The 22,788-nt window shown below is 46.5% G+C and carries 27 protein-coding genes and 1 other annotated feature; of the genes, 1 reads left to right on the forward strand and 26 read right to left on the reverse strand.

All coding sequences use genetic code 11. The features are described 5' to 3' along the window. Positions 1-144: 144 nt before the first annotated feature. Positions 145-364, reverse strand: a binding site (T-box leader). A 46-nt stretch (positions 365-410) separates the two neighbouring features. The 8 genes from BLU30_RS06700 to BLU30_RS06735 form a co-directional block, all read right to left on the reverse strand. Further along, complete coding sequence (locus tag BLU30_RS06700; RefSeq protein ID WP_090244764.1) at positions 411-1,091, reverse strand: DUF2461 domain-containing protein; 681 nt, start codon at positions 1,089-1,091, stop codon at positions 411-413. A gap of 12 nt (positions 1,092-1,103) precedes the next feature. Next, a complete protein-coding gene (locus BLU30_RS06705; RefSeq protein WP_090244766.1) occupies positions 1,104-1,946 on the reverse strand; it encodes an RNA polymerase sigma factor in 843 nt (280 codons plus the stop codon). Positions 1,947-2,115: 169 nt separating this feature from the next. Beyond that, entirely contained in the window at positions 2,116-2,958 is an 843-nt protein-coding gene (gene rsmI / locus BLU30_RS06710) for a 16S rRNA (cytidine(1402)-2'-O)-methyltransferase (RefSeq protein ID WP_090244769.1), read from the reverse strand. Then, positions 2,951-4,339: an NAD(P)/FAD-dependent oxidoreductase gene (locus BLU30_RS06715; RefSeq protein ID WP_176770851.1), complete on the reverse strand. Its 1,389-nt coding sequence runs from the start codon at positions 4,337-4,339 to the stop codon at positions 2,951-2,953. Before BLU30_RS06715 ends, rsmI begins: the two co-directional genes overlap by 8 nt. A 26-nt stretch (positions 4,340-4,365) precedes the next feature. Beyond that, on the reverse strand, positions 4,366-5,718 hold the full coding sequence (gene dnaB / locus BLU30_RS06720) for a replicative DNA helicase (protein WP_090244775.1): 1,353 nt from the start codon (positions 5,716-5,718) through the stop codon (positions 4,366-4,368). A 104-nt stretch (positions 5,719-5,822) separates the two neighbouring features. Continuing rightward, on the reverse strand, positions 5,823-6,269 hold the full coding sequence (rplI, locus tag BLU30_RS06725) for a 50S ribosomal protein L9 (RefSeq protein WP_090244778.1): 447 nt from the start codon (positions 6,267-6,269) through the stop codon (positions 5,823-5,825). A 1-nt stretch (position 6,270) separates the two neighbouring features. Then, entirely contained in the window at positions 6,271-8,235 is a 1,965-nt protein-coding gene (locus BLU30_RS06730; RefSeq protein WP_090244781.1) for a DHH family phosphoesterase, read from the reverse strand. Next, positions 8,232-9,200 carry a YybS family protein gene (locus tag BLU30_RS06735; protein ID WP_090244784.1) on the reverse strand — a complete coding sequence of 323 codons (969 nt, stop codon included), beginning with the start codon at positions 9,198-9,200 and terminating at the stop codon, positions 8,232-8,234. The genes BLU30_RS06730 and BLU30_RS06735 overlap by 4 nt, the downstream gene beginning before the upstream one ends. Before the next feature lie 122 nt (positions 9,201-9,322). On the opposite strand from BLU30_RS06735, the gene BLU30_RS06740 reads away from it, so the two are divergent. After that, the gene (locus tag BLU30_RS06740; RefSeq protein ID WP_090244786.1) at positions 9,323-9,598 is read left to right on the forward strand and encodes an acylphosphatase; all 276 of its coding nucleotides are present in this window, start codon (positions 9,323-9,325) and stop codon (positions 9,596-9,598) included. A 191-nt stretch (positions 9,599-9,789) separates the two neighbouring features. Here BLU30_RS06740 and rpsR read toward each other — a convergent pair whose 3' ends face one another. The 18 genes from rpsR to rpmH all read right to left on the reverse strand — a co-directional run bounded on the left by rpsR (position 9,790) and on the right by rpmH (position 22,526). Continuing rightward, positions 9,790-10,017, reverse strand: a complete 228-nt coding sequence (gene rpsR / locus BLU30_RS06745) for a 30S ribosomal protein S18 (protein WP_090244789.1) — start codon at positions 10,015-10,017, stop codon at positions 9,790-9,792. A gap of 19 nt (positions 10,018-10,036) precedes the next feature. Next, positions 10,037-10,510 (reverse strand): single-stranded DNA-binding protein, encoded by a 474-nt coding sequence (locus tag BLU30_RS06750; RefSeq protein ID WP_090244793.1) that lies wholly within the window; start codon positions 10,508-10,510, stop codon positions 10,037-10,039. Between the two features lie 11 nt (positions 10,511-10,521). Then, positions 10,522-10,809 carry a 30S ribosomal protein S6 gene (gene rpsF / locus BLU30_RS06755; RefSeq protein ID WP_090244796.1) on the reverse strand — a complete coding sequence of 96 codons (288 nt, stop codon included), beginning with the start codon at positions 10,807-10,809 and terminating at the stop codon, positions 10,522-10,524. A gap of 99 nt (positions 10,810-10,908) precedes the next feature. Next, positions 10,909-11,097: a DUF951 domain-containing protein gene (locus BLU30_RS14510; RefSeq protein ID WP_278286243.1), complete on the reverse strand. Its 189-nt coding sequence runs from the start codon at positions 11,095-11,097 to the stop codon at positions 10,909-10,911. Beyond that, on the reverse strand, positions 11,090-11,986 hold the full coding sequence (locus BLU30_RS06765; RefSeq protein WP_090244800.1) for a mechanosensitive ion channel family protein: 897 nt from the start codon (positions 11,984-11,986) through the stop codon (positions 11,090-11,092). The genes BLU30_RS14510 and BLU30_RS06765 overlap by 8 nt, the downstream gene beginning before the upstream one ends. A gap of 15 nt (positions 11,987-12,001) precedes the next feature. Continuing rightward, the gene (locus BLU30_RS06770; RefSeq protein ID WP_090244802.1) at positions 12,002-12,643 is read right to left on the reverse strand and encodes a CvpA family protein; all 642 of its coding nucleotides are present in this window, start codon (positions 12,641-12,643) and stop codon (positions 12,002-12,004) included. Between the two features lie 3 nt (positions 12,644-12,646). Beyond that, a complete protein-coding gene (locus tag BLU30_RS06775) occupies positions 12,647-13,627 on the reverse strand; it encodes a hypothetical protein (protein ID WP_090244804.1) in 981 nt (326 codons plus the stop codon). Further along, positions 13,605-14,504: a ParB/RepB/Spo0J family partition protein gene (locus BLU30_RS06780; RefSeq protein ID WP_090244805.1), complete on the reverse strand. Its 900-nt coding sequence runs from the start codon at positions 14,502-14,504 to the stop codon at positions 13,605-13,607. The genes BLU30_RS06775 and BLU30_RS06780 overlap by 23 nt, the downstream gene beginning before the upstream one ends. Position 14,505: 1 nt before the next feature. Continuing rightward, a complete protein-coding gene (locus BLU30_RS06785; protein ID WP_090244806.1) occupies positions 14,506-15,270 on the reverse strand; it encodes a ParA family protein in 765 nt (254 codons plus the stop codon). A gap of 20 nt (positions 15,271-15,290) precedes the next feature. After that, the gene (locus tag BLU30_RS06790; protein WP_090244808.1) at positions 15,291-16,097 is read right to left on the reverse strand and encodes a ParB/RepB/Spo0J family partition protein; all 807 of its coding nucleotides are present in this window, start codon (positions 16,095-16,097) and stop codon (positions 15,291-15,293) included. A 39-nt stretch (positions 16,098-16,136) separates the two neighbouring features. After that, positions 16,137-16,847 (reverse strand): 16S rRNA (guanine(527)-N(7))-methyltransferase RsmG, encoded by a 711-nt coding sequence (gene rsmG / locus BLU30_RS06795; protein ID WP_090244810.1) that lies wholly within the window; start codon positions 16,845-16,847, stop codon positions 16,137-16,139. Beyond that, positions 16,844-18,724: a tRNA uridine-5-carboxymethylaminomethyl(34) synthesis enzyme MnmG gene (gene mnmG / locus BLU30_RS06800; protein ID WP_090244812.1), complete on the reverse strand. Its 1,881-nt coding sequence runs from the start codon at positions 18,722-18,724 to the stop codon at positions 16,844-16,846. Before mnmG ends, rsmG begins: the two co-directional genes overlap by 4 nt. Before the next feature lie 6 nt (positions 18,725-18,730). After that, entirely contained in the window at positions 18,731-20,098 is a 1,368-nt protein-coding gene (gene mnmE / locus BLU30_RS06805) for a tRNA uridine-5-carboxymethylaminomethyl(34) synthesis GTPase MnmE (protein WP_090244815.1), read from the reverse strand. A gap of 64 nt (positions 20,099-20,162) precedes the next feature. Beyond that, positions 20,163-20,792: an RNA-binding cell elongation regulator Jag/EloR gene (gene jag, locus BLU30_RS06810; protein ID WP_090244818.1), complete on the reverse strand. Its 630-nt coding sequence runs from the start codon at positions 20,790-20,792 to the stop codon at positions 20,163-20,165. Positions 20,793-20,816: 24 nt separating this feature from the next. Beyond that, entirely contained in the window at positions 20,817-21,704 is an 888-nt protein-coding gene (locus BLU30_RS06815; RefSeq protein WP_090244820.1) for a YidC/Oxa1 family membrane protein insertase, read from the reverse strand. A 28-nt stretch (positions 21,705-21,732) separates the two neighbouring features. After that, positions 21,733-21,945: a membrane protein insertion efficiency factor YidD gene (gene yidD, locus BLU30_RS06820; protein ID WP_090244823.1), complete on the reverse strand. Its 213-nt coding sequence runs from the start codon at positions 21,943-21,945 to the stop codon at positions 21,733-21,735. Positions 21,946-21,952: 7 nt separating this feature from the next. Further along, entirely contained in the window at positions 21,953-22,288 is a 336-nt protein-coding gene (gene rnpA, locus BLU30_RS06825) for a ribonuclease P protein component (protein WP_090244826.1), read from the reverse strand. A gap of 103 nt (positions 22,289-22,391) precedes the next feature. Then, a complete protein-coding gene (rpmH, locus tag BLU30_RS06830; RefSeq protein WP_090244829.1) occupies positions 22,392-22,526 on the reverse strand; it encodes a 50S ribosomal protein L34 in 135 nt (44 codons plus the stop codon). Positions 22,527-22,788: the final 262 nt, after the last annotated feature.

Here is a 22,788-nt window from a genome sequence, read left to right on the forward strand (position 1 = left end):
TTCCGCTTCGCTGCACTCGTTCACGGCTGCGCCGTGCGTCTTTCAAACCAGTAAGGCCTTTATAAAAGCAAGCTTTTAACAGGTCTTTCTGGTTTGAAATCCGTACTTCTGTTAGCTTACGCGAAAAAGAAAAGACCTTCAATCCAAAAGGACGAAGATCTCGTGGTACCACCTTAATTCGAAGGGATGCCAAACGATTCTTCCCTTCCTCTAATGCGTTAACGCCGCCAACGGCATGGGCTCAGCAGTTCCTCACCCACACTGCTCAGGGACCATCTTCAGCCCGACATCCACCACCGCATCCCACCGACCACGGCTCTCTTTAGGGTTCTGTCGCACCTACTCTTCCCATCATCACTTTTACATATGGCTTTATTATACCGGATTGTGAATAAAATGCAAGGATATTTTTAACGTGTCGGCATTTCAAAGCCTTCCAATGCCCGGTTGAGAAAGTCATTGAAATCCTGCATTTTCATAAAAATATCCGTCGCCATCTTAATAAAATCCTTCTTTAAAATCTGGCGATCAGACACTGGATATTCCAGATACCAGCTTTTGTTTTTTAAATACTCCCCCTGGGGGTGGTCTTTATCGTAGCCCTGGGGCACTCGTTTCAACGCCTTTCCCTTTACCGTGAAATGTGCTTTAAAATCCGGAGCCGTAATAATGTCTTCCCACTCCCTGCCCTGACTGGAAATAGCATCCCGCACCATTGTCGTCGCATCCTTAAACAAATCCGCAAAAAGGCCGCCCCCAAGGAAGGATTGATTCTCCGGAGAGATCATCAGAAAATAGCCAACGGGAATCGGCTGCTTACCCATGGGGCCGATATGGGCTCGAAACACGGGATTATAGGGCGACTTATCATGACTAAAACGGGTATCCCGCACCATCTTAAAGGTGAGCTTTTTAGGCTCTATCAGTGGGATAATCCCCTGTTCTTTTCGAAGGGACACCATTAATTCCGAAATCAAGGCTTCAAAGGCCTGGCAGGCCTCCATGCGTCTTTTCCTGGTCTCCTGATACCACTCCCTGTTATTATGGGCCGCCAAATCCCTCAGATAATCTAAAACCAGCTCCATCTCCATGCTTTCTCCACCTTATCCCTGCATGACCGCAGAAAAATCCTTGCCTGTCATCAGTTTTTGAATCCAGGCTGTCGCCTGCTCCGGAGCGTGGTAAGCTGGAAAATCGGCAAAGATTTGAGATAAATCATCCAGCTGTTCCATGGCATCAGTGCAGGACACAATATCCTCGTAGGCACATGCCTCCATCCCCATAAAATCCAGATGATCGGGATGGAGGCGTTGGGTTAAAACCGCATAGTGAATCCGCCGCTTACAGGAACAGATTCCAGTTTCTGATAACCCGCAATACGCCTTTAAAAAGTTCCCCATTTTTTGACGGATACGTGAAAGTCGCTTTCGGTAAGCCTCTGGGGTGATTTCCATAATTTCTGCGGCAATACGGCTATCCAGGCGAAACATCGTCCCCAGGATATAGATGGCCCGGCTTTCTTTATCCAGGCATTGGAGCATGACATTGGAACAGGACAGCTTTAATTCCCGTTCTAACAAGGCATGGTCCACTCCGCCACTCATATCCGGCACATCCCGCTCCCGCCCCGAGGCAATATCTTCCCCATAGGCCTCAAAGCTGAGGGGACGATTGGCAAATAACCCCTTTTGATAGCTTTTTAAATGGTTCACCGCAATGCGAAAGACCCAGGTAGACAGACTGCTCTCCTGCCTGAAGGAGGATATTCGGGTCATTACTTTGATTAATATTTCCTGGGCAGCATCCTCGGCATCGGGAATGTGCCCCAGCATCCGCAGGGATAAATTAAAGACCATATCCTGAACCTCACAGAGGATGGCCTCCAAGGCTTTTTTATCCTCGAGTGCTGCTTTTTCAATTAACCTCTTTTCATTCTCATAATCCATTTTAAATCCTTCTCCCTTTGATCTTAAAAATTTTTACTCTCTATATAATTAGACAAAGATATTGGTGCTTTGTGACATTTTTTATTCTTTTATATTAAAAAAACGACCATCGGCTGTCTTTCACTGAGTGTGTCCCAGCAATCTGGTCGTTTTTATCGGATTCATTCCTTTACTTTACCTTCACCGCCGCATACACCTCCCGCCGGGAAATACCACGGTCTACCGCCACCTGTTTCATGGCTTCCTTTTCGGTCATTCCCTGATCCAGATAATGGGTCAAATGGGCGTCCAGGGTTCCTTGGGAGAGGTCCTCGGTTTGGGAAGCATTCCTGCCGTCTCCACCACCGATGACCAGGACGAATTCGCCCTTGGGACTGGCCTCCAGGGCCCAGTCCCGAAGCTCTGCCACGGTGCCTCTTTTGGTTTCTTCATAGCGTTTGGTAATTTCCCGGGAAATAGTCATCCATCGTTCTGGGATAACCTCCGCCAATTGGGTCAGAAATTTCCCCAGGCGATGGGGAGATTCGTACAAAACCACGGGATCAGTAGCCTCCACAATGGCGGCAATACCCTCCCGGAGCTCTTTGTTCTGCTTCCCAATAAAGCCCATAAAGGTGAAGCGGCGGCAGTCTATACCTGAAAGCACGACCCCACAGAGTCCGGCATTGGGGCCTGGCACCACGGTAACGGGGATATCCTCCTGACGACAATCCGCCACCAGCTGATAGCCTGGATCCGAAATCAGGGGCATCCCCGCATCGGAGATCAGGGCAATATTCTGACCTTCCCGTAGCAGCGCCCGAAGCTTAACACTGGCCTCGTGCTCATTGTGCTTGTGATAGGCCATCATCCTGGTGTGAATATCCAAATGGTTAAGGAGCTTAATGGACTGGCGGGTATCCTCCGCCGCAATGAGGTCAACCTCCCCCAGAATACGGATGGCCCGAAGGGTGATGTCCTCTAAATTACCAATGGGGGTCCCCACAAGGTAGAGGGTCCCCACCTCACCCATTGGTAATTCTCCGGGCCACGTAGACCCCATTGACCGAGGCCTGCATCAGCCCCCGGGTAATCCCTGCGCCATCCCCCATGACGTACAGGTTTTTCAGATTGGTTTGGAAGTCCTCATCCACCTCAACACGGTTGGAATAGAACTTCACCTCCACCCCGTAGAGGAGGGTCTCTTCACTGGCCAGCCCCGGGGAAACCTTATCCAGGGCGATGATCATCTCATCGATATCCTTTAAAATCCGGTAGGGCAGCACCAGGCCCAGGTCCCCGGGAACCGCATCCTTTAGGGTTGGGATGATATTACTGCGGTCCAGACGTTCTGCAGTGGTCCGGCGGCCCCGGACAAAGTCACCGTAGCGCTGGACTAAGATTTTATTGCCGGTGAGCATATTGGCCAGCTCGGCGATATGCTTTCCGTAGGTGATGGGTGAATTAAAGGGTTGGGTAAAGCCCTTGGAAACCAGCAGAGCAAAATTGGTGTTGTCCGTTTTAAGGGTATCTGCCTTGTAGCTATGGCCGTTGACCACGGCCAGACCATCGTCGTAATATTCGGCGGCCACCACACCCCCGGGATTGGAGCAGAAGGTTCGGACCGCATCATCGAAGGTGGGGGTATAGTACTTAAGCTTCCCCTCGTATAAACAATTGTTGATTTCCTCCATAACCTCGTTCCGGGTTTCCACCCGAACCCCGATATCCACCTTCCCTACAGTGGTATGGATACCATGGTCCTGACAGAGGGTGGACAGCCAGGCTGAGCCCTCCCGCCCGACACACATCAGTACCTTTGAGCTGTAAAATTCCCCGGATTGGGTTTTAACCCCGGTGACTGCCCCATCCTCGATGATTAAATCGGTGACCGGTGTTCGAAAGCGGATTTCCACTTTATATTTGTCCATAAGATCCTGCTGGATTTTTCCATAAATGGCGTAGCCCACCTCGGTGCCCATATGGCGCACCGGGCATTCCACCAGCTTTAGATTATTCTCAATGGCTTTTTTACGAATTTGTCCAATTTTTTCCGGGACATCCACCCCGTAGACGCGCTTGTCTGCACCATAACTCAAATAAGTGGCATCCACATAATGGATGAGGTCCTGGGTTGTGTCCGTGCCAATGTACTCCGGCAAATCCCCCCCGACCTCTGGGGATAGGGATAGCTTTCCATCGGAAAAGGCACCAGCCCCGGCAAAGCCCGTGGTAATATTACACGGCGTGCAGCCAACACAACGGCCCGTTTTACGCTTGGGACAGATGCGTTTTTCAATGGGGTTTCCCTTTTCCAGCATGAGGATCTTTAAGTCCGGATTCTGCTTTTTAAGCTCCAAGGCCGCAAAAATCCCTGAGGGCCCAGCCCCCACGATAATAACATGATATTCCATAATACTCTCTCTTACTTCTTTCGGTTTTAAAAGCCCGGTCCAGGATCAGGATAGCGGGAATCATCCGCAAAATCCATAAACTTCGTAAATTCCGGACGCCAGGTCAAATCAATTTTCCCCGTCGGACCATTACGCTGTTTCGCCACAATACATTCCGCCATGTTGGGGTTGGCGTTTTCCTTATCGTAATAATACTCCCGATAGAGGAACATGACCACATCCGCATCCTGTTCGATGGAGCCGGATTCACGGAGGTCCGCCAGCATGGGATGGTGATCCGGTCTTCCGTCCGGAGCACGGCTAAGCTGGGATAGACAGACAATGGGGCAATGGAGCTCCCGGGCCAGGGCCTTGAGTCCACGGGAGATTTCTGAAATCTCATTCTGACGGTTTTCAGACCGACCCCGACTGCTCATCAGCTGAAGATAGTCGATGAGGATCATATCCAGTCCCTGCTCAGCCTTGAGACGGCGGCTCTTAGAACGGATATCCCCCAGGGTCAGGCCGGCACTATCGTCTATTTTTATCTCGGTGCCATACAGGCGGGCAGAAGCGTCCCCCAGAAGCTGCCAGTCCTCTTCGGATAAATCCCCGCTGCGCAGCTTGCTCAAATCAATCATTCCCTGGGAGCAAATCATACGCTGCATGAGCTGGGTCTTGGACATTTCCAGGCTAAAAATGGCCACCACCGCATTTTCCTTCAGAGCGGCGTGCTGAGCCAGATTGAGGGCAAAGGCCGTCTTCCCCATGGAGGGACGGGCCGCAATGTAAATCAAATCCGAGGGCTGAAGCCCCGAGGTGTAGTAATCCAGCTCCGTAAAGCCCGTGGGCAGACCGGTGAGCTTCCCCCGGTTTTTACGGATTTCTTCAATATGGTTCAGGGTCGCCATGACGACGCTCTTGGCATCCTCAAAATCTCCCTTGACATGGCCCTGGCCAACCTTAAAAATCTTTTGTTCTGCCAGCTCCACCACATCGGATACACGTTCATACTCCCCATAACAGCCGTCTAAAATCTCCATGGTGGTATCCACCAAACGGCGCAGCAGGGCCTGATCCTGAACGATTTTACAATACCCCTCATAATTACTGAGCATGGGGACCCGATCCACCAGCTCTGATAGATAAGCGTATCCCCCAATCTCATTAAACACCCCCTGATTTTGGAGGCGCTCGGCCAGAGTCACCACATCGATGGCCATATGGTTTTCCCGGAGGGCCAACATGTTCTCAAAAATTAATTGATTTTTTTTGGAAAAAAAATCCTCCCCATGGAGGTGTTCCTCCGCCTTGGATAACCGGCTCTCATCCATTAGTATGGCCCCGAGGACGGAGGCCTCAGCGTCAAGGTTATGGGGCGGTTTGTTGGGATTAATCATGGTACTCCCCTTTTAAAATTAAAAGCTTTCATTGACACACCCCCTCCCGGAGTGATTCCATGGGATAACCGGTGTGTCAATGACTGGTCCTCTGACCCGGCGGCCTACTCAGCGACAACCGCTACCGTCAGCTCACCTTCAACGCCAGCATAGGTCTTAACCTTAACATCCATCTTTCCAATATGTCGGATGGGTTCAGCCAGGGTGATTTTACGTTTATCAATATCAATACCCTCCTGATCCTTTAAAGCCTGGGCAATATCCTTGGAGGTAACCGAGCCAAAGAGCTGACCATCCTCCCCAGAGCGTTCCGCAATGGTAATGGTCGTCTTGGACAGCTTCGCTGCCAATTCCACCGCGGCCTGTTTTTCCTCTGCCAGGACCTTCTCACGTTCAGCCTGTTTTGCCAATGCCATCTCGATATTTTCCTTGGTTCCGGGTAAGCCCTTTTTATTTTTAATAATGAAATTCCGGCCGTAGCCATCCTTCACCTCAACAATATCTCCAGCATTCCCCAAACCTTTTACATTTTCAATTAATACAACTTTCATCTTATGATTCCCTTTCTTTTTTATACTGATCGATGGCCTCAATGAGCATCTCTTCGGCCACCTTTAAATCTTCCACATCCTTTAGCTGGGCACCGGCAATGGCCAAATGGCCGCCGCCCCCCAATTTCTCCAGAATGAGCTGAACATTCACATCTCCCATGGACCTGCCACTGATTAGGATTTGATCATCACTTTTTAAAATAATAAAAGAGGCCATAATCCCCCGGATATTTAACAACTCATCAGCAGCCTGGGCCGCAACGATTTTCGCATTGGCAGAATGATCTTCAAAAGCAGATATGGCAATGGTTCCCTCGTAAATCCGGGCCCGGCGCACGGCATCGGATTTAGCGGCATAAGTTTCTAAATCATTTTGAAGCAGGGTTTTGGCAATAACCGTATCCGCCCCCTTCCGCTTTAAATAAGCTGCCGCTTCAAAGGTACGTACCCCCGTCTTTACCGTGAACATCTTGGTATCCATGCACATACCGGCCAGCAGGGTATTGGCTTCCACCTTCCCCACATTATCCTTATTATCAAAGTATTGTAATAGCTCCGTTACCAGCTCACAGGTTGATGAGGCATAGGTTTCAATATAATCGAAAACCGTCTCACCAATCCCCTGACCAGACCGGCGATGATGGTCGATCACGACGATATTCTTCATACTCTCTATTAACTCCGGCATTTCTACATAACCCGTGCTTTGAGTATCGACAACAATGAGCAAGGTCCCCTCGATGATGTACTCCGAGGATTCCGATGGCGTAATAAAGGCATGGCTGAACTGCTCATCCGTACTTAAATAATCCAATAACGCACTGATGCTGTAGTTCATTTCCTTTAGCACAAACCGACAATCCTTATGAAGACTTCTGCAGGCTCCCATGAGGCCAACAGCTGCCCCCAAACAATCCATATCCGGGGTCTGATGCCCCATAATCAGCACATTGGCCGCATTATGGATTAAATCCTGGAGGGCATGGGCTTTCACCCGGGCCTTTACCTTGGTCCGTTTTTCCGTCGCCTCGGTTTTCCCCCCATAAAAGGAGAGCTTTTCATCATTTCGGACCACACATTGGTCCCCTCCCCGGGCCAGGGCAAAGTCTAAGGCCCCATGGGATAAAGCGTCCAGTTCCATCACGGAAAGATGCTGTTCCGATACGCCAATCCCCATACTCAGGGTAACCCGGATACTCTCATCCATCTCCCGAATTTCATCTAAGATTCTAAACCGATCCTCCTCCATGGCTGGAAGCTTATCCCGATCGAAAACCATGACATAATGATCACTTTCATACTCCAGTAAAAAAGCATCCAGTCGATTGGCCCAATCGGTAAGGGAAATCGCGATTCGGCTAAGAACAGCAGAACGCTCCGTCGCCGGCAGCTGTTCGATAATTTCATCGTAGTTATCGATAAGGATATAGCAAAATGTGGTTTCATTGGGGCCCTTGGCCCCTTCCAGTTCTTTTTTAAAGCCCATATCCACAAAGTGCAGGAGGTGCAGGGGCCGTGCCTTTTCCTTAAATTGGGTATCGATGACCGCAAAGCTTTGATCTTCCCGACTGAAGTTGTAAGGCTTGCCCTCCTTAAGGTCTGCAATATTAATCCCCACAACATCGTGGATATACCGCCCCTTAATGCGTTCTTCCCCTTTTCTAAAGCAATCCTCGAAACATTTATTGGCCATTAAGATCATCCCGTAGGTATTGGTCAGCGCCATGGGCATGGGAAGCTCATAAAGCTTATCCCGATTAATATCCTCTACCTCCTGGTTGATGAGCGCAATTTCCCGCTGAATCCGGCGGGACTCTTCCTTTACCAGGGTTTGATCCACAAAAAAGGAGACCAGGCACAGCAAAAACCCCAAAATACCTAAGGCTTGATTGTACATCATAAAGGCCAAACTCATGACGATGACAAGGGCGTATAATACGCCGTTTTTAAAAACGAAATGTTTCATTTTTTCATCCCATCCTTCATTTCAATTAATTGACGGACATTCATATAAATGTCTGCAACTCCCAGCATGGAGATGATATAACTCGTAAAGGGCACCAACAGGCAAATGGCTACAATGAGAACCTTTAGCCCCATACTTTCCTTTTTCCTTTTCCGGTTGACCAGCCAAAATAGAAATCCTACCCCCATGAGAATGTACACATAATACACAATTTGCATCAGGGTATAGGTGTAAATCTCGGGAATCATTGTTAATCCCCCAATCTGAACAACTAACAAAAACATCACGATGATGAGCAGGAAGGTTTTTAACGACCGTGGGACCCGCCACTGACTGAGGGAGGGCATGGCTGTAACCGGCACCTTTAACCGTTTCAGCAGGGTATCGCACACCACAACGTTGGCCCATGCAATGAAAAAGGGCATCATTAAAAAGGCCAGGGGTATGGTCATCTTAATGGATGTCAGCATCTGGTCAAGTATTGTTTGCATTTGAGATAACTGATCCCCGGATAACAGTCCGATACTCCGATAGGTATCCATCACCTGGTTGCCCACTGCGGTAAGCTCTGTACTGAGCATTTCAATAAAATTCTGTCCAGTCACTAACTGGGCAATGACCAGCATCCCTAGCAGGGTAATCAGCACAGAAAGATAAGCTGCCATCATTTTAGTAAAGCCGCTTTTTTCCTTAAAATAAGCGTAGCCTAATCCGCAGCCCACTAAAATAAGATACATCCCAAAGGTTGCCGCCGACAGGACATCCACCAAAAGAAACAGAATCAGCGTCGCCGCCGCGCTGGAGATCATAGAAACACCAAATCCCTGACGCCGGCAGAGCACTACAATGGGTGCCGGTATAAAAATATAGAAAATAATCATAAAGGGCACATAATAACACAATAATGCCAAGATAACGGAAAGTCCGCATAATAGCGCCCCTTCGGTCAATGCCTTAGGTTTCAATCGAATTCCTCACTTTTTTATGTTATATTACACTTGATAGTATATTATATCATAACCGATACAAATTTGAATTTTTTATTGGGATTTGATCCTGGGGGACAACTCAATTTAAGGGAGGTATCATGAAACGCGATTATATTATTTTTGCAGGACGGGTCCAGGGTGTGGGGTTTCGTTACACCGCCCAGCATTTAGCCCTGTCTTTGGGTCTGACGGGATGGGTGCGCAATTTGGAAAATGGTATGGTGGATATGGAGATTCAGGGCGATCCCACAGATTTGGATCAATTTATTCATAAGATTAAAACATCCGGCGGGTGGTTTATCCGCATTGATGATTATTCGATTAAGACGATTGAGGTTGTCCATGGTGAGACCGGATTTAAAGTGCGGTATTGAGGGGTGTGTAGATTCGCTGAACGGGCTTCGCCCTATAGCTGGTCGCCGTGCTCTTCGCTCCGGGCCTTTGGCCCTACGCTCAAGTACGGGCTGCGCCCTATGCTAAAAAGCAAATAAAAAACCAGTGGGAGAGTAAACTCTTCCACTGGCATTTTACTTGCTTTTTAGCGCACGGCTGTTTGCCAACGCTCTTATTGATTAGTAGTATATGGCAACAGGGCGATGTTACGGGCACGTTTAACGGCTTCAGTTACAGCACGTTGATGCTTGGCACAGGTGCCGGTTGCTCTGCGGGGTAAGATTTTACCTCTTTCAGAGATATATTTATTTAAGGTTGCCACGTCTTTATAATCGACAAAATCTTCTTTGCGTTCGCAGAATTCGCAAACTTTTCTTCTTCTTTTAAATGGCTTTGCCATAGTTGTATTCCTCCTTTACCTAAAATGGAACGTCTTCATCATCGGCCAGGAGATGGAAATCATCATCCATATCCAGGGGCATATTGCTGGCTGGCTGGGCTGGGGCATTATTATAGCCACCGCCGTTAAATCCGGCATTTCCGCCGTATCCGCCATCACTGGCACCGCCGCCTTGTTCAGAACGGCCTCCGATGAAATCAAATTCTTCCAGGACCACTTCGGTCACATACCGCTTGGTGCCGTCTTTGGCATCGTAGGAGCGGGACTGCAGCCGACCGGATAGAGCGATTTGACGGCCCTTTCCGAGATATTGGTTGATGATTTCAGCTTGTCTTCCCCATGCGGTGACCGTAAAGAAATCGGCAGTAGGCTGACCCTCCTGCTTAAATCTCCGATCCACAGCCACGGAAAAGCTGCAAACTGATTTTCCGGTTCCGGTGGTGCGTAGTTCCGGGTCCCGGGCCAATCGACCAACGAGCATTACCTTGTTCATGACGGTTTCCCCTATTTATCGAGACAGACGATAATATCGCGGATAAAAGCGTCGGTAATACGATATAAATGGTTCAGGGCATCGAGCACGGTTTTTTCAGACTGGAATTTGATTAAGACATAATACCCTTCGGTATACTTCTTATCAATTTCATAAGCCAGTTTACGCATGCCCCATTCGTCGACCTCGGTAATGGTACCTGCGCCTTCGATGGTAGCCTTCACCTTTTCAATAACGGTGTTCCGGGCTTCCTCTTCCATTCCTGGTTGAAGAACGAATACTGTTTCGTATGCTTTCATACTTTTCACCTCCTTATGGACTCTGGCATATCCTCATAAAGATATGCAAGGATAACTCTGTTAGTTTATCAAAGATTACTTCGCTTTGCAAGCATATCTTCACTCTTTAATGACTTTTTTTACCATTTTATTAAACTTACTCCGGGAAAGCATGACAATATGATCACAGCCCTGGCATTTTATTTTAATATCTGCCCCCACCCGAATAATTTTCCACTGCTTACTGCCACAGGGATGTTGCTTTTTCATTTCGACAAGATCCCCGAGCTCATAGATTATTCTATCCACTGATGACGCGCCTCCTCCGTGCGTTTTCTTTTTCCAGCTCATCGGAATACACCACGTATTTATTATAAGGGATTTCAATTTGCCGTTCATCAAAAACTTCTTTAATCCGCTTACGCAGGGCAGTTTCTGCCTTTACCTTCCTGGCCGCATCCTCATCCGCCAGGATACGGATATTCATGGATGACGGGTCCATTCGGGTAACCCCCAATACCTCTGGTCTACCGATAAATAAGGAATTATCAGCATCATAAACGTCATCACACACTTCCTTAAGGACAGCAATGACGTTGTCAATATTTTCCTCATAGGCAACCCCTACATCCACAATGGCTTTGATGGTCCCCTTGGAGTAGTTAACCAGCTCGTTAATCTGCCCGTTATGGATGATAAACAGAGAACCGTCCAACTGCCGGATTGCGGTAGTCCGAATCCCGATGGATTCTACAATTCCATAATGATCATTGTCCAGGGTGACATAGTCCCCCACACAGAATTGATTTTCAAAGACAATGACAAAGCCACTCATTAAGTCCTCCACCAGAGCCCGGGCACCAAGACCGATGGCAATGGTCCCGACCCCGGCAACAGCCAGAATGGCTCCCACATCCACAAAATAAGAAATGAGGATGAGAACGGTAATGATATAAAAAGCACCGCGAATAAAGGTCCGTGATACTTTTTTAAGGGTGATAATACGCTTAATCTCTGAATTGGTCAGTCCCTCTTTTTTTTCATTGAAGATGCGCTTTAAGATAACATCCGTCACCCGCAGGGAAATCAGAAGAAGAATGAGGGTGATGACAATGGAAATTGCCTTCTCCGTCATATTGACACTTTTAATGGTCTCCCAAACACTATTGTACAAATCGATGATATTATTATATTCCATATACACCTCCTGCTATCAAAAAAGACGGGTAATGGCCGCCGTTACGCCTCCGCTTGTCAATTGACTGACCAGGGTGGCATCACCACTGACCGTTGCCCAGGTCAGTGCAATAAAGATCACCACCCCAGAAACTAAAATTCCAATGGCGCCTCCCAGGCCCAAGCCAATGATCCGGTTGAGGGTTCCAAGGACGGGTACATGGTTAACTTTATTGAATAAGTGCTTTATGGCCCCAATGACGATATTGAGTAAAAGAAGCAAAACAAAAAAAGCGATAATGGATAGAAGCCGTTCTCCCAACACCAGTGCGGTTTGATTTAAGGCTTCAGTGACCTGGATGCTCCCACTTTGAATCAAGCTGTTGAGGGTCTCACTCGTTAGGCCGGACCCTGAAAGCATTCCCGCCCCTACAGACTGGAGTGTTTCCATTCCACTACGCTGTAAGAGCGGTACAATCCACCCCAACATCATCTCCTTTATTTGAGGGATGGTCATCAAATAGGCAGAAACGGCTGGGGCCGCAATCCATGAAATTATAAAAGAAGCAATAAGTCCCACTAAATTAAGGAGGGAGCTTATTGCACCTTTTCGATACCCATTAAGGGCCAGTATGAGCATAATGCCCATACTGATATAGTCAAACAGATAGAAATGCATAGTTTATTGTTCGTCCTTCTTCTCCATTTTTCGACGGATATCTTCCAGCTCCCTGGCTAAATCCGTGGTCTGCTGTTTGCGCTGTCGGCTGATGGAGACATTCTTCTTCTGCTGGGTAACGGTCGGCTGGCCCTGGGCTGCCGCACGACGTTCATCAGATTTCTGCTGCGCGGATTTAATCTTCTGGTTTCTGACGGCTTCTTCAATCATTTCATCCGTAATGGACGAAAAAGCTTCGGTTTGGATAATGGCCGGCTGATCCACATCCCCTAAGGGATCCCGGGGATCCAGTGCCATGGCTGGCCGGGTCTGGGGCCGACGGCCCCCGCCCTGGGACTGTAAGCCTTCCCGCACTGCCTGGGTAGAAATTGCTCCGGTATTATAGGCTGCCTGACGGGCCATTTCATTCTGACGCTGCATAATCTGACGTTCCTGAACCAGTCGTTTTTGTTCCCGTTCCTTGGCAAAGGCCCGGCTCTTTCCACCGATGGCAAATCCAATAAATTGGAGGCCAATCATATAAACCAGGCAGATAGCCATAAAAGCCGCCAATGGAATCATGGATGCAAAATTAAAGATAATACCAAAGGGCAAATACCAAAATAGTGTCGGTGCAACAATAAAGGTGGCCACATTCCAATCGGCATTAAAGGAGCCATTGGTTCCCACATAGGTTAAAACAATGGTAACAAGGGTCATCATACCAATGGGAATCATTTCTAACAGCAGAAAGCGCCCGTAGGTTCCATTACTTTCTAAACTAGCATCCTTAAAGCTCACCCAATTGAAGGCAATTAAAAATACTGAGACCACTACAAATTCAATGCCTCCAAAGATCAGATGATAACTTCCGGTATTCCCAAGCCCCAGGGCATCAAAGATTCCTTTGAAGATCAATACAATGACGATGTATGAAAAGTTTGCAGCTAAAGCCGTGTTAATGGCATTAATCTTTCGTCGATTACGATAATTTTCTTGTTTCATAGTCCCTCCCGGTGATATTCATGAGTTCCAGAAGCCGATTCAGCTCCTCCGTTGAAAAATACTCTAATTCGATCTTTCCCTTTTGATCCGTCCCTTTAATATGGACGGCCGTGGCATAACGATGGGTGAGTTGATCTTCTAAATCCACTAAAAAAGGATTGGCTGATGGAAGCGCCTTCTCCTTTCGGGGATTTTTCATAGCCTTCACCCGTTTTTCCACCTCTCTGACACTTAATTGCTTTTCCTCGATTTCCTTGCCCAGGGCAATCATTTGCCCTGGTTCCTCCAAAGCGAGTAATGCTCTGGCGTGACCTGAAGATATTTTCTCATCAAGGACCTGATTTTGGAGTTCCTTGGGTAAATTGAGGAGCCGCATGGTATTGGCCACTGTCGCCCGACTCTTCCCAATGCGAATCCCAATTTCCCCCTGGGTTAGATTGTAAGCATCCATCAGTTTACCATAGGCTATGGCTTCTTCAATGGCATTCAAATCCTCCCGCTGGACATTTTCAATGAGGGCAATTTCCATAACATCCTTGGGTGATAGATCCCGGATGATAACCGGAACCACTTTCAGCCCTGCAATACTTGCTGCACGAAAACGCCGTTCACCGGCAACTATAGTATACCCCTTTCCCTCAGGTTTAACCACCAGAGGTTGAAGGATCCCATGCTCAGCAATGGACGCCGCCAGCTCTTCCAGTGCGATCCGGGCAAAATTCTTCCGGGGCTGGTCACTATTCGGTCTTATTTTATTGATTTCCAATTCAAAGACAAGGGGTTCCTTTTCCTCAACCTTGGCAATCTCCTCATCAAAATTGATCTCTTCACTAATCAGGGCCTTCAGGCCCTTCCCTAATCCCTTTGCTTTTGCCATTTTACACCTGCCTTTCAATGAATTCCTTGGCAAAATCCTGATAGGCCTGGGAGCCTTTGGAACTTGCTGCATATTCAAAGATAGTCTGCCCAAAGCTGGGGGCCTCGGCCAGGCGAATGTTTCGGGGAATATACGTCCTATAAACTTTAGTCTTAAAATATTCCCTGACTTCATCCATCACCTGAACAGAAAGGTTGGTCCGACCGTCAAACATGGTCATGAGTACCCCTTCGATTTCCAGGCTTGGATTAAGACCACGTTTCACCAAACTAATGGTGCTCATCAGCTGGCCGACCCCCTCCAGAGCATAGTACTCACATTGAATGGGAATAAGCACTGTATCAGCAGCCACCAACGCATTAATGGTCAGTAGTCCCAGGGAGGGTGGACAATCAATAAAAACATAGTCGTAATACCCATCGATCTTCTCTAGGCTTTCCTTCAGTCGGGATTCCCGCTTACGCATTCCTGCCAACTCAATTTCAGAGCCTGCCAGCTCAATATTTGAAGGGAGGATATTTAAATTTTCATAACCTGTGGTTAAAATAATTTTTCGCGGATCCATGGTATCCACCAGGGCATCATATACGGAAACCTCCAGATCATTTTTATCAATGCCAAAGCCACTGGTTGTGTTCCCCTGGGGATCGATGTCCACCGTTAATACGCGTTTTCCTTCCATGCTTACAGCGGTGGTTAGGTTGATATTGGTGGTTGTTTTTCCAACCCCTCCCTTTTGATTAAAAACCGCAATGATTTTACTCATTCGTCACCCTTTCTTGTCCATCATCTTGGAATTCGGATGGTAATCTCGATGCAATCATCCTTCATCTTCTCTTTATATTCTGCATTATTCTTACTGTCTTTCACTACTTTGAAGGCAGACTTAATGGTATTCACATAAATTTGGGCATTAATAAAAGATTTAACCCGAGCTTTTTTCTCTGGCGTTATCTGTTCATCATAATTATTGGTCAGCACGTTATCCCGAATTTTTTCAACTAAATCCTCTGTACTTTTAACGGTCATTCCCCGCTTTACAATTTTTTGTATCACGTCTCTCTGAATTTCCGGATCGGGAATACGGAGCAGTGCCCGGGCATGGCGTTCAGATAATCCATTATCCTTCACCTCCCGGATGACCTCATGGTCAAGCTTAAGGAGTCTGATTTTATTGGCCACAAAGGATTGGGATTTACCCAGCAACTCAGCCACCTTTTCCTGGGTCAAATTATAGAACGCCATGAGCTGACGGTAGCTTTCCGCCTCTTCGAAAAAATTCAAATCTTCCCGTTGAATATTTTCGACAATGGCGATAACCGCCGAATCCTGGTCTGAAATAGTCACCTCAACGGCGGGGATTGTACGCATCCCGGCAATTTTAGATGCCCTCAGCCGCCGTTCCCCTGAAACCAGTTCATAGACGTCATTGTCAATCCGTCGGACACAAATGGGTTGGATAACCCCAAAGGTCTTGATGGACTCAGCCAATTCATTAATGGCCGATTCATTAAAGATTTTACGGGGTTGGTTCGGATTCGGCAGAATCTTTTCAATTTCTATATCATTAACTGTATTTAAGGTTTTTTTCATTCCAGTCTCCATGGTTGTTTCACGTGAAACATCTGTGATTTATAATGGTCTTTTTTTTATTGTCCCATAATTTCTTGGATATTTTTCAGGGATTGTTCCACTTTTTCTACATTGAATTATAACATGAACCTCATCACTTTTCAGTAATAAATGCTTTTTTATATCTGATATTTCACCATTTAAGATTTTTAAGGCGTTTTGGGACTCCTTTATTTCTTCTTTGTATTTTTTTCCTTTCCAGGAATAGAAGCACCCACCATTCTTAAGAAAGGGCATACAAAGCTCTAATAGTAAGGGATACCCGGCGACACCCCTGGAGGTGACACCCTGATACTTTTCCCGGTGGACAGATTCTTGGGCGTATTCTTCCGCTCGACCAGCCAGAAAATGTACATTGGTTAATCCCAAATGCGTTGTAATTTCCTCCACGGCTTTGAGTTTCTTAGCGGTGCTGTCTAAAAGGAAAAATTCCAGCTCCGGATATTTAATGGCCAGGGGAACGCCAGGAAAGCCTCCCCCTGTTCCGATATCTAAAATTTGTGCACCGGCCGGCAGGCTGTCCAAATCACAAAGCAAAGAATCCACCAGATGTTTATCGATAAAGGGGATTTCCTCTGTAATGGCTGTTAAATTAATTTGGTCATTCATCAGACGCACTTCATCCATAAAACCCAAAAGCTGATCTGCCTGGTTTGAATCTAGGACTATACCATATTCCTTACAATAATTTATAAATTCTTCAACACTCATACTTTACGCCGCCTTTCCTGCTCGAGATAAACATGCAGCACTGAAATATCCGCCGGTGACACACCGGAAATTCGGCTGGCCTGGCCCAGGGAAGCGGGACGAATGGCTTCAAGCTTTTCCTTCGCTTCATTGCGCAATCCGGAGATCTGATCATACATAATGCCCTGGGGCAATTTCAAGCTTTCCAGTCGCTTAAACTTTTCAACCTGTTCGATTTGCTTGCGAATATAGCCATCGTACTTTAGTTGGACCTCCACCTGTTCCCACACTGGTCTTGCCAGCACTGAACGTTCAGGGTCAAATACCGCAGTACGCTCATAGGTTATTTCCGGACGTTTCATTAAATCCGCAATGGAAATACCAGAGGTGAGGGGCGAGGTTCCCATTTCCTTTAATTGAAGATTGTTTTCGGCACTCGGCTTGACGATGACCCTTTTTAACCGTTCCTTCTCATCTTCCACTGCCTTTTTCTTCTCTTCAAAACAGTTGTATCGTTCATCTGAAATTAAACCAATCTCCTTACCAATGGGGGTCAGCCGTAAATCGGCGTTATCCTGACGCAAAAGCAGGCGGTATTCTGCCCGGGAGGTCATCATCCGGTAAGGTTCCTGGGCATCTTCATTAATAATATCATCAATCAAAACCCCAATATAGGCTTCTGAGCGATCCAAAACCACTGGCTCCTCCCCCTTTAAGTATTGACTGGCATTAATCCCCGCCATCAAGCCCTGGGCTCCGGCTTCTTCATAGCCCGAGGTCCCATTGATTTGACCCGCAAAAAACAGACCATCAATGTCCTTGGATTCCAAGGATCCCTTCAGCCGTGTAGGATGGATGCAGTCATACTCAATGGCGTAGGCCGAACGCATGAACTCCACCCCTTCCATTCCTGGCACCGTGCGGTAAAGGGCAATTTGTACATCCTCCGGTAAACAGGAGGACATTCCCTGGACATAGACTTCCCGGGTATGTAGGCCCTCCGGTTCCATAAAGATTTGGTGGCGCTCTTTATCTGCAAAGCGCATGACCTTCGTTTCGATGGAAGGGCAGTACCTTGGACCGATGCCCACCACATCCCCGGTTACCAAGGGGGATCGTTCTAAATTGGCATTAATGATGCCATGGGTTTCGGCGTTCGTATAGGTTAGATAACAGGGGACCTGCTCAATATCAATGGCTTCTGTCTCAAAGGAAAAGGGAACAATCCGTTCATCGCCTTCCTGGATTTCCATTTTGGAGTAGTCCAGGGTTTTTCCATCCACCCGGGCAGGAGTCCCTGTTTTAAACCGCTGGAGGGCAATTCCCTCTTTCATTAAACTATCAGAAAGGGCCATGGCCGGAAACAGGCCATTGGGGCCACTATCATACTGTACATCCCCAATGAACACCCGCCCCTTCAGGTAAGTCCCCGTTGAAATGATACAGGTGCGACACCCATAGGTTGCCCCAGTCTGTACGACCACAGCGGTAATCCTTCCATTTTCCACAATAATTTCAGTCGCTTCCTGCTGGCGTAAGACTAAATTCTCCTGGTTTTCAATCACTTCCTTCATTCGGAATTGATAGGCCTTTTTATCCGCCTGGGCCCGGAGGGAATGGACCGCTGGTCCCTTGGCCGTATTGAGCATCCGGCACTGGATCATGGTTGCGTCAATATTTTTTCCCATCTCTCCCCCAAGGGCATCGATTTCCCGTACCAGATGTCCTTTACCCGTTCCACCGATGGAGGGGTTACAGGGCATCATCGCCACAGAATCTAAATTGATGGTCAGTAGGAGGGTTGACCAACCCAACCGGGCAGAAGCCAAAGCGGCTTCACATCCCGCATGTCCAGCTCCAACAACAATAACATCAAAGTCACCACTTTTATAATTCATCTGTCCCTACTTTCCTAAACAAAATTTTGAAAAAATTTCATCAATGATGTCTGATCCAATGGATTCACCGGTGATAAAGCGGATGGATTCTAAGGCACCTTTTATATCAATGGTTAATAGCTCCATGGGTATACCGCCTTGAAGGGCATCCATAGCAGCCTGAAGCTGCCTCACCCCTTGATTCAGTAATCCCTCTTGCCGGGCATTCACAATCATTGCCTGGACATTCTCAGTATTTTTTTCTCCAATGGCGGCTTCCACCATTTTCTTTTTTAATTGCTCCAGCCCTTCATGACTCCGAAGGGAAATGGCCTGGACATTCATTTCTTCTGGAAAAGCTTTTTTTTCCAGATCTATTTTATTCGCTATAATAATATGCTTCTTTTTCTTTACTTCCTCCATAAGTATTTGTTCATCCCCAGATGTTTCACGTGAAACATCGAGCATAAACAATACCAACTCAGACTCTTCCATCATTTTTCGGGAACGGTTGACACCTATTCTTTCCACCAAATCCTCTGTATCCCGGATTCCAGCGGTGTCAATAATCTTAAAGGGAATATTATCAATATTAATATACTCCTCAATAATATCCCTGGTAGTCCCTGGAATATCTGTGACAATGGCCTTCTCCTCCTGAATCAGATAATTAAGTAATGATGATTTTCCCACATTGGGAGCTCCAATAATCGCAGTGGGTAAACCCTCCCGATATATTTTCCCCTTGGAGGTTGCTTCCACTAAGCGCTTTAGTTTTTCAATACAGTCCTTTAAAATCTTTTCTGTATGATGATAGGATACCTCTTCAATATCGTATTCCGGATAATCAATGTTGGCTTCCATATCGGATAATAAGGCAATTAAGGCTGTGTCAATCTCTGCCACAGCTTTGGATAACTCCCCGGATAATTGGCCCACTGAAAGCTCAAGGCTACGTCGGGTTTTCGCAGAAATCACATCCATAACAGCCTCAGCCTGGGAAAGGTCGATCCGACCGCCTAAAAACGCTCTTTTAGTAAATTCTCCCGGTTCTGCTAATCTTGCACCATGGCTCAATACCTGATCCAAAACGGCACGAGTCGCCACCATCCCGCCATGGCAATTGATTTCCACCACATCTTGGGTAGTATACGTATGGGGGCCCGCCATCACAGTCACCAGAACCTCATCGATGGGTGCTCCCCCATCGTCAATGATATCCCCATAGGTCATAGAGTGGCTGACCAAATCCACCAAATTCTTTTTACTTTTACTCTTAAAGAGATTTTCTACCAAAGGGATTGATCCCGGTCCACTGACCCGAACAATCCCAATGCCGCCACTTCCCATGGGGGTCGCTACAGCAGCAATGATATCATCATCGAATAGATGCATTTTATATATCCTTCCAAAATTATAAAAAGGCTGCCGCAGAATGCGACAGCCCCAAATTTTAAATTTATTGATGATCCTTCAAGTCGATCACAACGTAACGATAGGGCTCGTCACCTTCGCTGAAGGTATAAACATCGGAATGGTTTTGCAGTGCAGCATGGATGATCCGCCGTTCCGATGGATTCATGGGTTCCAATGACATCCGTTTATTGTAACGGACCACTTTCCCCGCCATCTTCCGGGCCAGAGCTTCTAAGGTCTGTTCCCGCTTACTTCTGTAATTCTCAGTATCGATAACGACCCTGACATATTGACTGCCCTTTCGATTCACCACCAGACTGGTGAGATATTGGATGGAATCCAAGGTCTGACCCCGGCGGCCGATAAGCACGCCCATATTATCTCCCGCCAGCTCCACAGATAAAACATCATTGTTCAGGCTGGTGGTTATGCTGCAGGGAATTTTCATGGCAGACATCATATCTGTTAAAAAATCCACTGCCCGTTTTTCGGGATCATCCTTTGGAGTAACCTCGACTACCGCCTGTTTTTTCCCAAATAAACCGAATACCCCATTATCCGGAAATTCCAGAACATTGGTTTCTACTTCATCTAAAGTCTTTCCCAGTTCGAGTAAAGCGTTATTAATTGCTTCTTCAACCGTTTTTCCTTTTCCAATTACTTTATCATTCATACGCCTCTCCATTTTTTAAAAAAACTAGCGCTTTTCGTCGTCCCGTCGTTCCGGAATCTTGGTAATCGTCTGACGCACCACCTTTTTACTGGCTGGCTTCGTCTTAGGACGGGTGACAGTGCTTTCTTTTTTAGGTGCTTTCCCCTGCTGGGCCATCATGGCCTGTTCCCGCATTTCACTTTGTTGCTGCCGAACATTCTTCTTATCTTTCTTTTCCTGACGTTTTGCTTCTTCTAAACGACGTTCTGCTTCTTCCGGGCTAACCAGATCCACCGGTTTACGCATGGAGAAGAACTGTTGGATGAAGGTAAAGATATTCTGAACCACCCAGTAAAGTGCTACCCCAGCCGGCATGCTAATGGCTGCAAAGCCAATAAACAAGGGCATAATGTAAAGCATCATCTTCTGAGACTGCTGCATGGTGGGATCCCCACCCTGCTGGAAACTCATCATAAATTTCTGGGTGATGAAGGTTAACAGCACACACAGGATTGGCAGAATATACCAGGGATCTGGAGCACTCAGGCTTGGCAGCCACAAAAATCCTGCTTCCCCTACACCGGCAGAAACCCATTGATCAGGATTTCTAAGGGCACCAAATAATCCGTAAATAATCGGAAGTTGGAGCAGAAGGGGCAGACAGCCAGCCATGGGACTAACCTTATAAAGCTTATACAGCTTCATGGTCTCCTGGTTTAGCTTTTCTGGATTATTTTTGTATTTCTTCTGTAATTTTTGGAGCTCAGGCTGAATGGCCTGCATCTCCTTCATTGAACGCGTCTGCTTCAGGTTTAAAGGGAGCAAGATTAATTTTGCCAAAATGGTAAAAAGAATAATTGCAATCCCGTAGTTCCCCACCAAATTAAAAATTTGAAGGAGCACCCAACCGAATGCTTGGTATAAAAAATCCATTCACACACTCCTAATTAAGTATTCTTTTTTACGGCAGCGGATCATACCCTCCAGGATGGAAGGGATGGCATTTAATAATGCGCCGAATGCCTAAATAAAGCCCTTTGATTACACCATATTTTTCAATCGCCTGGTAACAATAAGTTGAACAGGTCGGGGTAAACCGACAGCTATTTGGCAAACAGGGTGAAATAAATTTTTGATATCCCCGGATCATCGATAAAAAAAATCCCTTAATCATTTCAACCTCACTTTTTCAGCTTTGTCTTATAAAACAAATGGTCTAAGGACCGATCTAAATCCGAAAAAGCATCATTTAAGCACCGCGCCTTCGCGATGATGATGAGATCGTAGCCAGTTTTCACACCAACCTGACGTTGTCGAAAGGATTCTTTAATCTGCCGTCTTAACCGATTCCGGCAAACTGCTTTTTTAGAGATCTTTTTACTCACGATGATGCCAATACGATTGAAGGATTCTCCATTTTTTTTATAAAATAAGGTGAAATGGCGATTTCCAAAGACATTTTTTTCGTTAAAAACCCCATCAAAGTCCTTTTGTTTCCGCAAAGATACACTCTTCATAAAAGAACTCCAATTTCATTGTATACATTTAGAAAGCCCATTGATATGTACTTTCCCTTACCAATTCATAGAAAAAAAGACCGTTTGGAAAACGGCCCTTTTATTATGCAGATAATTTTTCTCTGCCTTTTTGTCTTCTTTTTTTCAAAATAAGACGACCAGATCGAGTAGACATTCTTTTTCTGAAGCCATGTTCTTTTTTGCGCTGTCTTACTTTGGGCTGAAAGGTTCTCTTCATTTCGCGGTACCCCCTGTCCTATATTTTATTTAAAAATTAAGCATTTTTGGCTTTTACCTTAGAAGTATATAGTTTGTAAAGTCGAATGTCAAGGGAAAATGGCCAAAAGTTTTAAAAGGTTCGCACTCCTTTGTTGATGCCGCCGCCATCATCTGATATAATAACAGAAAACCTCTGTGGATAACTTACTTTTATCCACAATTTTCCACTTTTTGTTGATAGAATCTGAATAAACTGTGGATAACTGTTAATAAAATGCACT

Source organism: Eubacterium barkeri (genome assembly GCF_900107125.1).
Lineage (GTDB): Bacteria > Bacillota > Clostridia > Eubacteriales > Eubacteriaceae > Eubacterium_O > Eubacterium_O barkeri.

Bases quoted from the DNA above. Each gene is read 5' to 3' on its own strand.
- BLU30_RS06700 (WP_090244764.1), bottom strand. From the start codon at position 1,091: ATGGAGATGGAGCTGGTTTTAGATTATCTGAGGGATTTGGCGGCCCAT.
- BLU30_RS06705 (WP_090244766.1), bottom strand. From the start codon at position 1,946: ATGGATTATGAGAATGAAAAGAGGTTAATTGAAAAAGCAGCACTCGAG.
- rsmI (WP_090244769.1), bottom strand. From the start codon at position 2,958: ATGGGTGAGGTGGGGACCCTCTACCTTGTGGGGACCCCCATTGGTAAT.
- BLU30_RS06715 (WP_176770851.1), bottom strand. From the start codon at position 4,339: ATGGAATATCATGTTATTATCGTGGGGGCTGGGCCCTCAGGGATTTTT.
- dnaB (WP_090244775.1), bottom strand. From the start codon at position 5,718: ATGATTAATCCCAACAAACCGCCCCATAACCTTGACGCTGAGGCCTCC.
- rplI (WP_090244778.1), bottom strand. From the start codon at position 6,269: ATGAAAGTTGTATTAATTGAAAATGTAAAAGGTTTGGGGAATGCTGGA.
- BLU30_RS06730 (WP_090244781.1), bottom strand. From the start codon at position 8,235: ATGAAACATTTCGTTTTTAAAAACGGCGTATTATACGCCCTTGTCATC.
- BLU30_RS06740 (WP_090244786.1), top strand. From the start codon at position 9,323: ATGAAACGCGATTATATTATTTTTGCAGGACGGGTCCAGGGTGTGGGG.
- rpsR (WP_090244789.1), bottom strand. From the start codon at position 10,017: ATGGCAAAGCCATTTAAAAGAAGAAGAAAAGTTTGCGAATTCTGCGAA.
- BLU30_RS06750 (WP_090244793.1), bottom strand. From the start codon at position 10,510: ATGAACAAGGTAATGCTCGTTGGTCGATTGGCCCGGGACCCGGAACTA.
- rpsF (WP_090244796.1), bottom strand. From the start codon at position 10,809: ATGAAAGCATACGAAACAGTATTCGTTCTTCAACCAGGAATGGAAGAG.
- BLU30_RS06765 (WP_090244800.1), bottom strand. From the start codon at position 11,986: ATGGAATATAATAATATCATCGATTTGTACAATAGTGTTTGGGAGACC.
- BLU30_RS06770 (WP_090244802.1), bottom strand. From the start codon at position 12,643: ATGCATTTCTATCTGTTTGACTATATCAGTATGGGCATTATGCTCATA.
- BLU30_RS06775 (WP_090244804.1), bottom strand. From the start codon at position 13,627: ATGAAACAAGAAAATTATCGTAATCGACGAAAGATTAATGCCATTAAC.
- BLU30_RS06780 (WP_090244805.1), bottom strand. From the start codon at position 14,504: ATGGCAAAAGCAAAGGGATTAGGGAAGGGCCTGAAGGCCCTGATTAGT.
- BLU30_RS06785 (WP_090244806.1), bottom strand. From the start codon at position 15,270: ATGAGTAAAATCATTGCGGTTTTTAATCAAAAGGGAGGGGTTGGAAAA.
- BLU30_RS06790 (WP_090244808.1), bottom strand. From the start codon at position 16,097: ATGAAAAAAACCTTAAATACAGTTAATGATATAGAAATTGAAAAGATT.
- rsmG (WP_090244810.1), bottom strand. From the start codon at position 16,847: ATGAGTGTTGAAGAATTTATAAATTATTGTAAGGAATATGGTATAGTC.
- mnmG (WP_090244812.1), bottom strand. From the start codon at position 18,724: ATGAATTATAAAAGTGGTGACTTTGATGTTATTGTTGTTGGAGCTGGA.
- mnmE (WP_090244815.1), bottom strand. From the start codon at position 20,098: ATGCATCTATTCGATGATGATATCATTGCTGCTGTAGCGACCCCCATG.
- jag (WP_090244818.1), bottom strand. From the start codon at position 20,792: ATGAATGATAAAGTAATTGGAAAAGGAAAAACGGTTGAAGAAGCAATT.
- BLU30_RS06815 (WP_090244820.1), bottom strand. From the start codon at position 21,704: ATGGATTTTTTATACCAAGCATTCGGTTGGGTGCTCCTTCAAATTTTT.
- yidD (WP_090244823.1), bottom strand. From the start codon at position 21,945: ATGATTAAGGGATTTTTTTTATCGATGATCCGGGGATATCAAAAATTT.
- rnpA (WP_090244826.1), bottom strand. From the start codon at position 22,288: ATGAAGAGTGTATCTTTGCGGAAACAAAAGGACTTTGATGGGGTTTTT.
- rpmH (WP_090244829.1), bottom strand. From the start codon at position 22,526: ATGAAGAGAACCTTTCAGCCCAAAGTAAGACAGCGCAAAAAAGAACAT.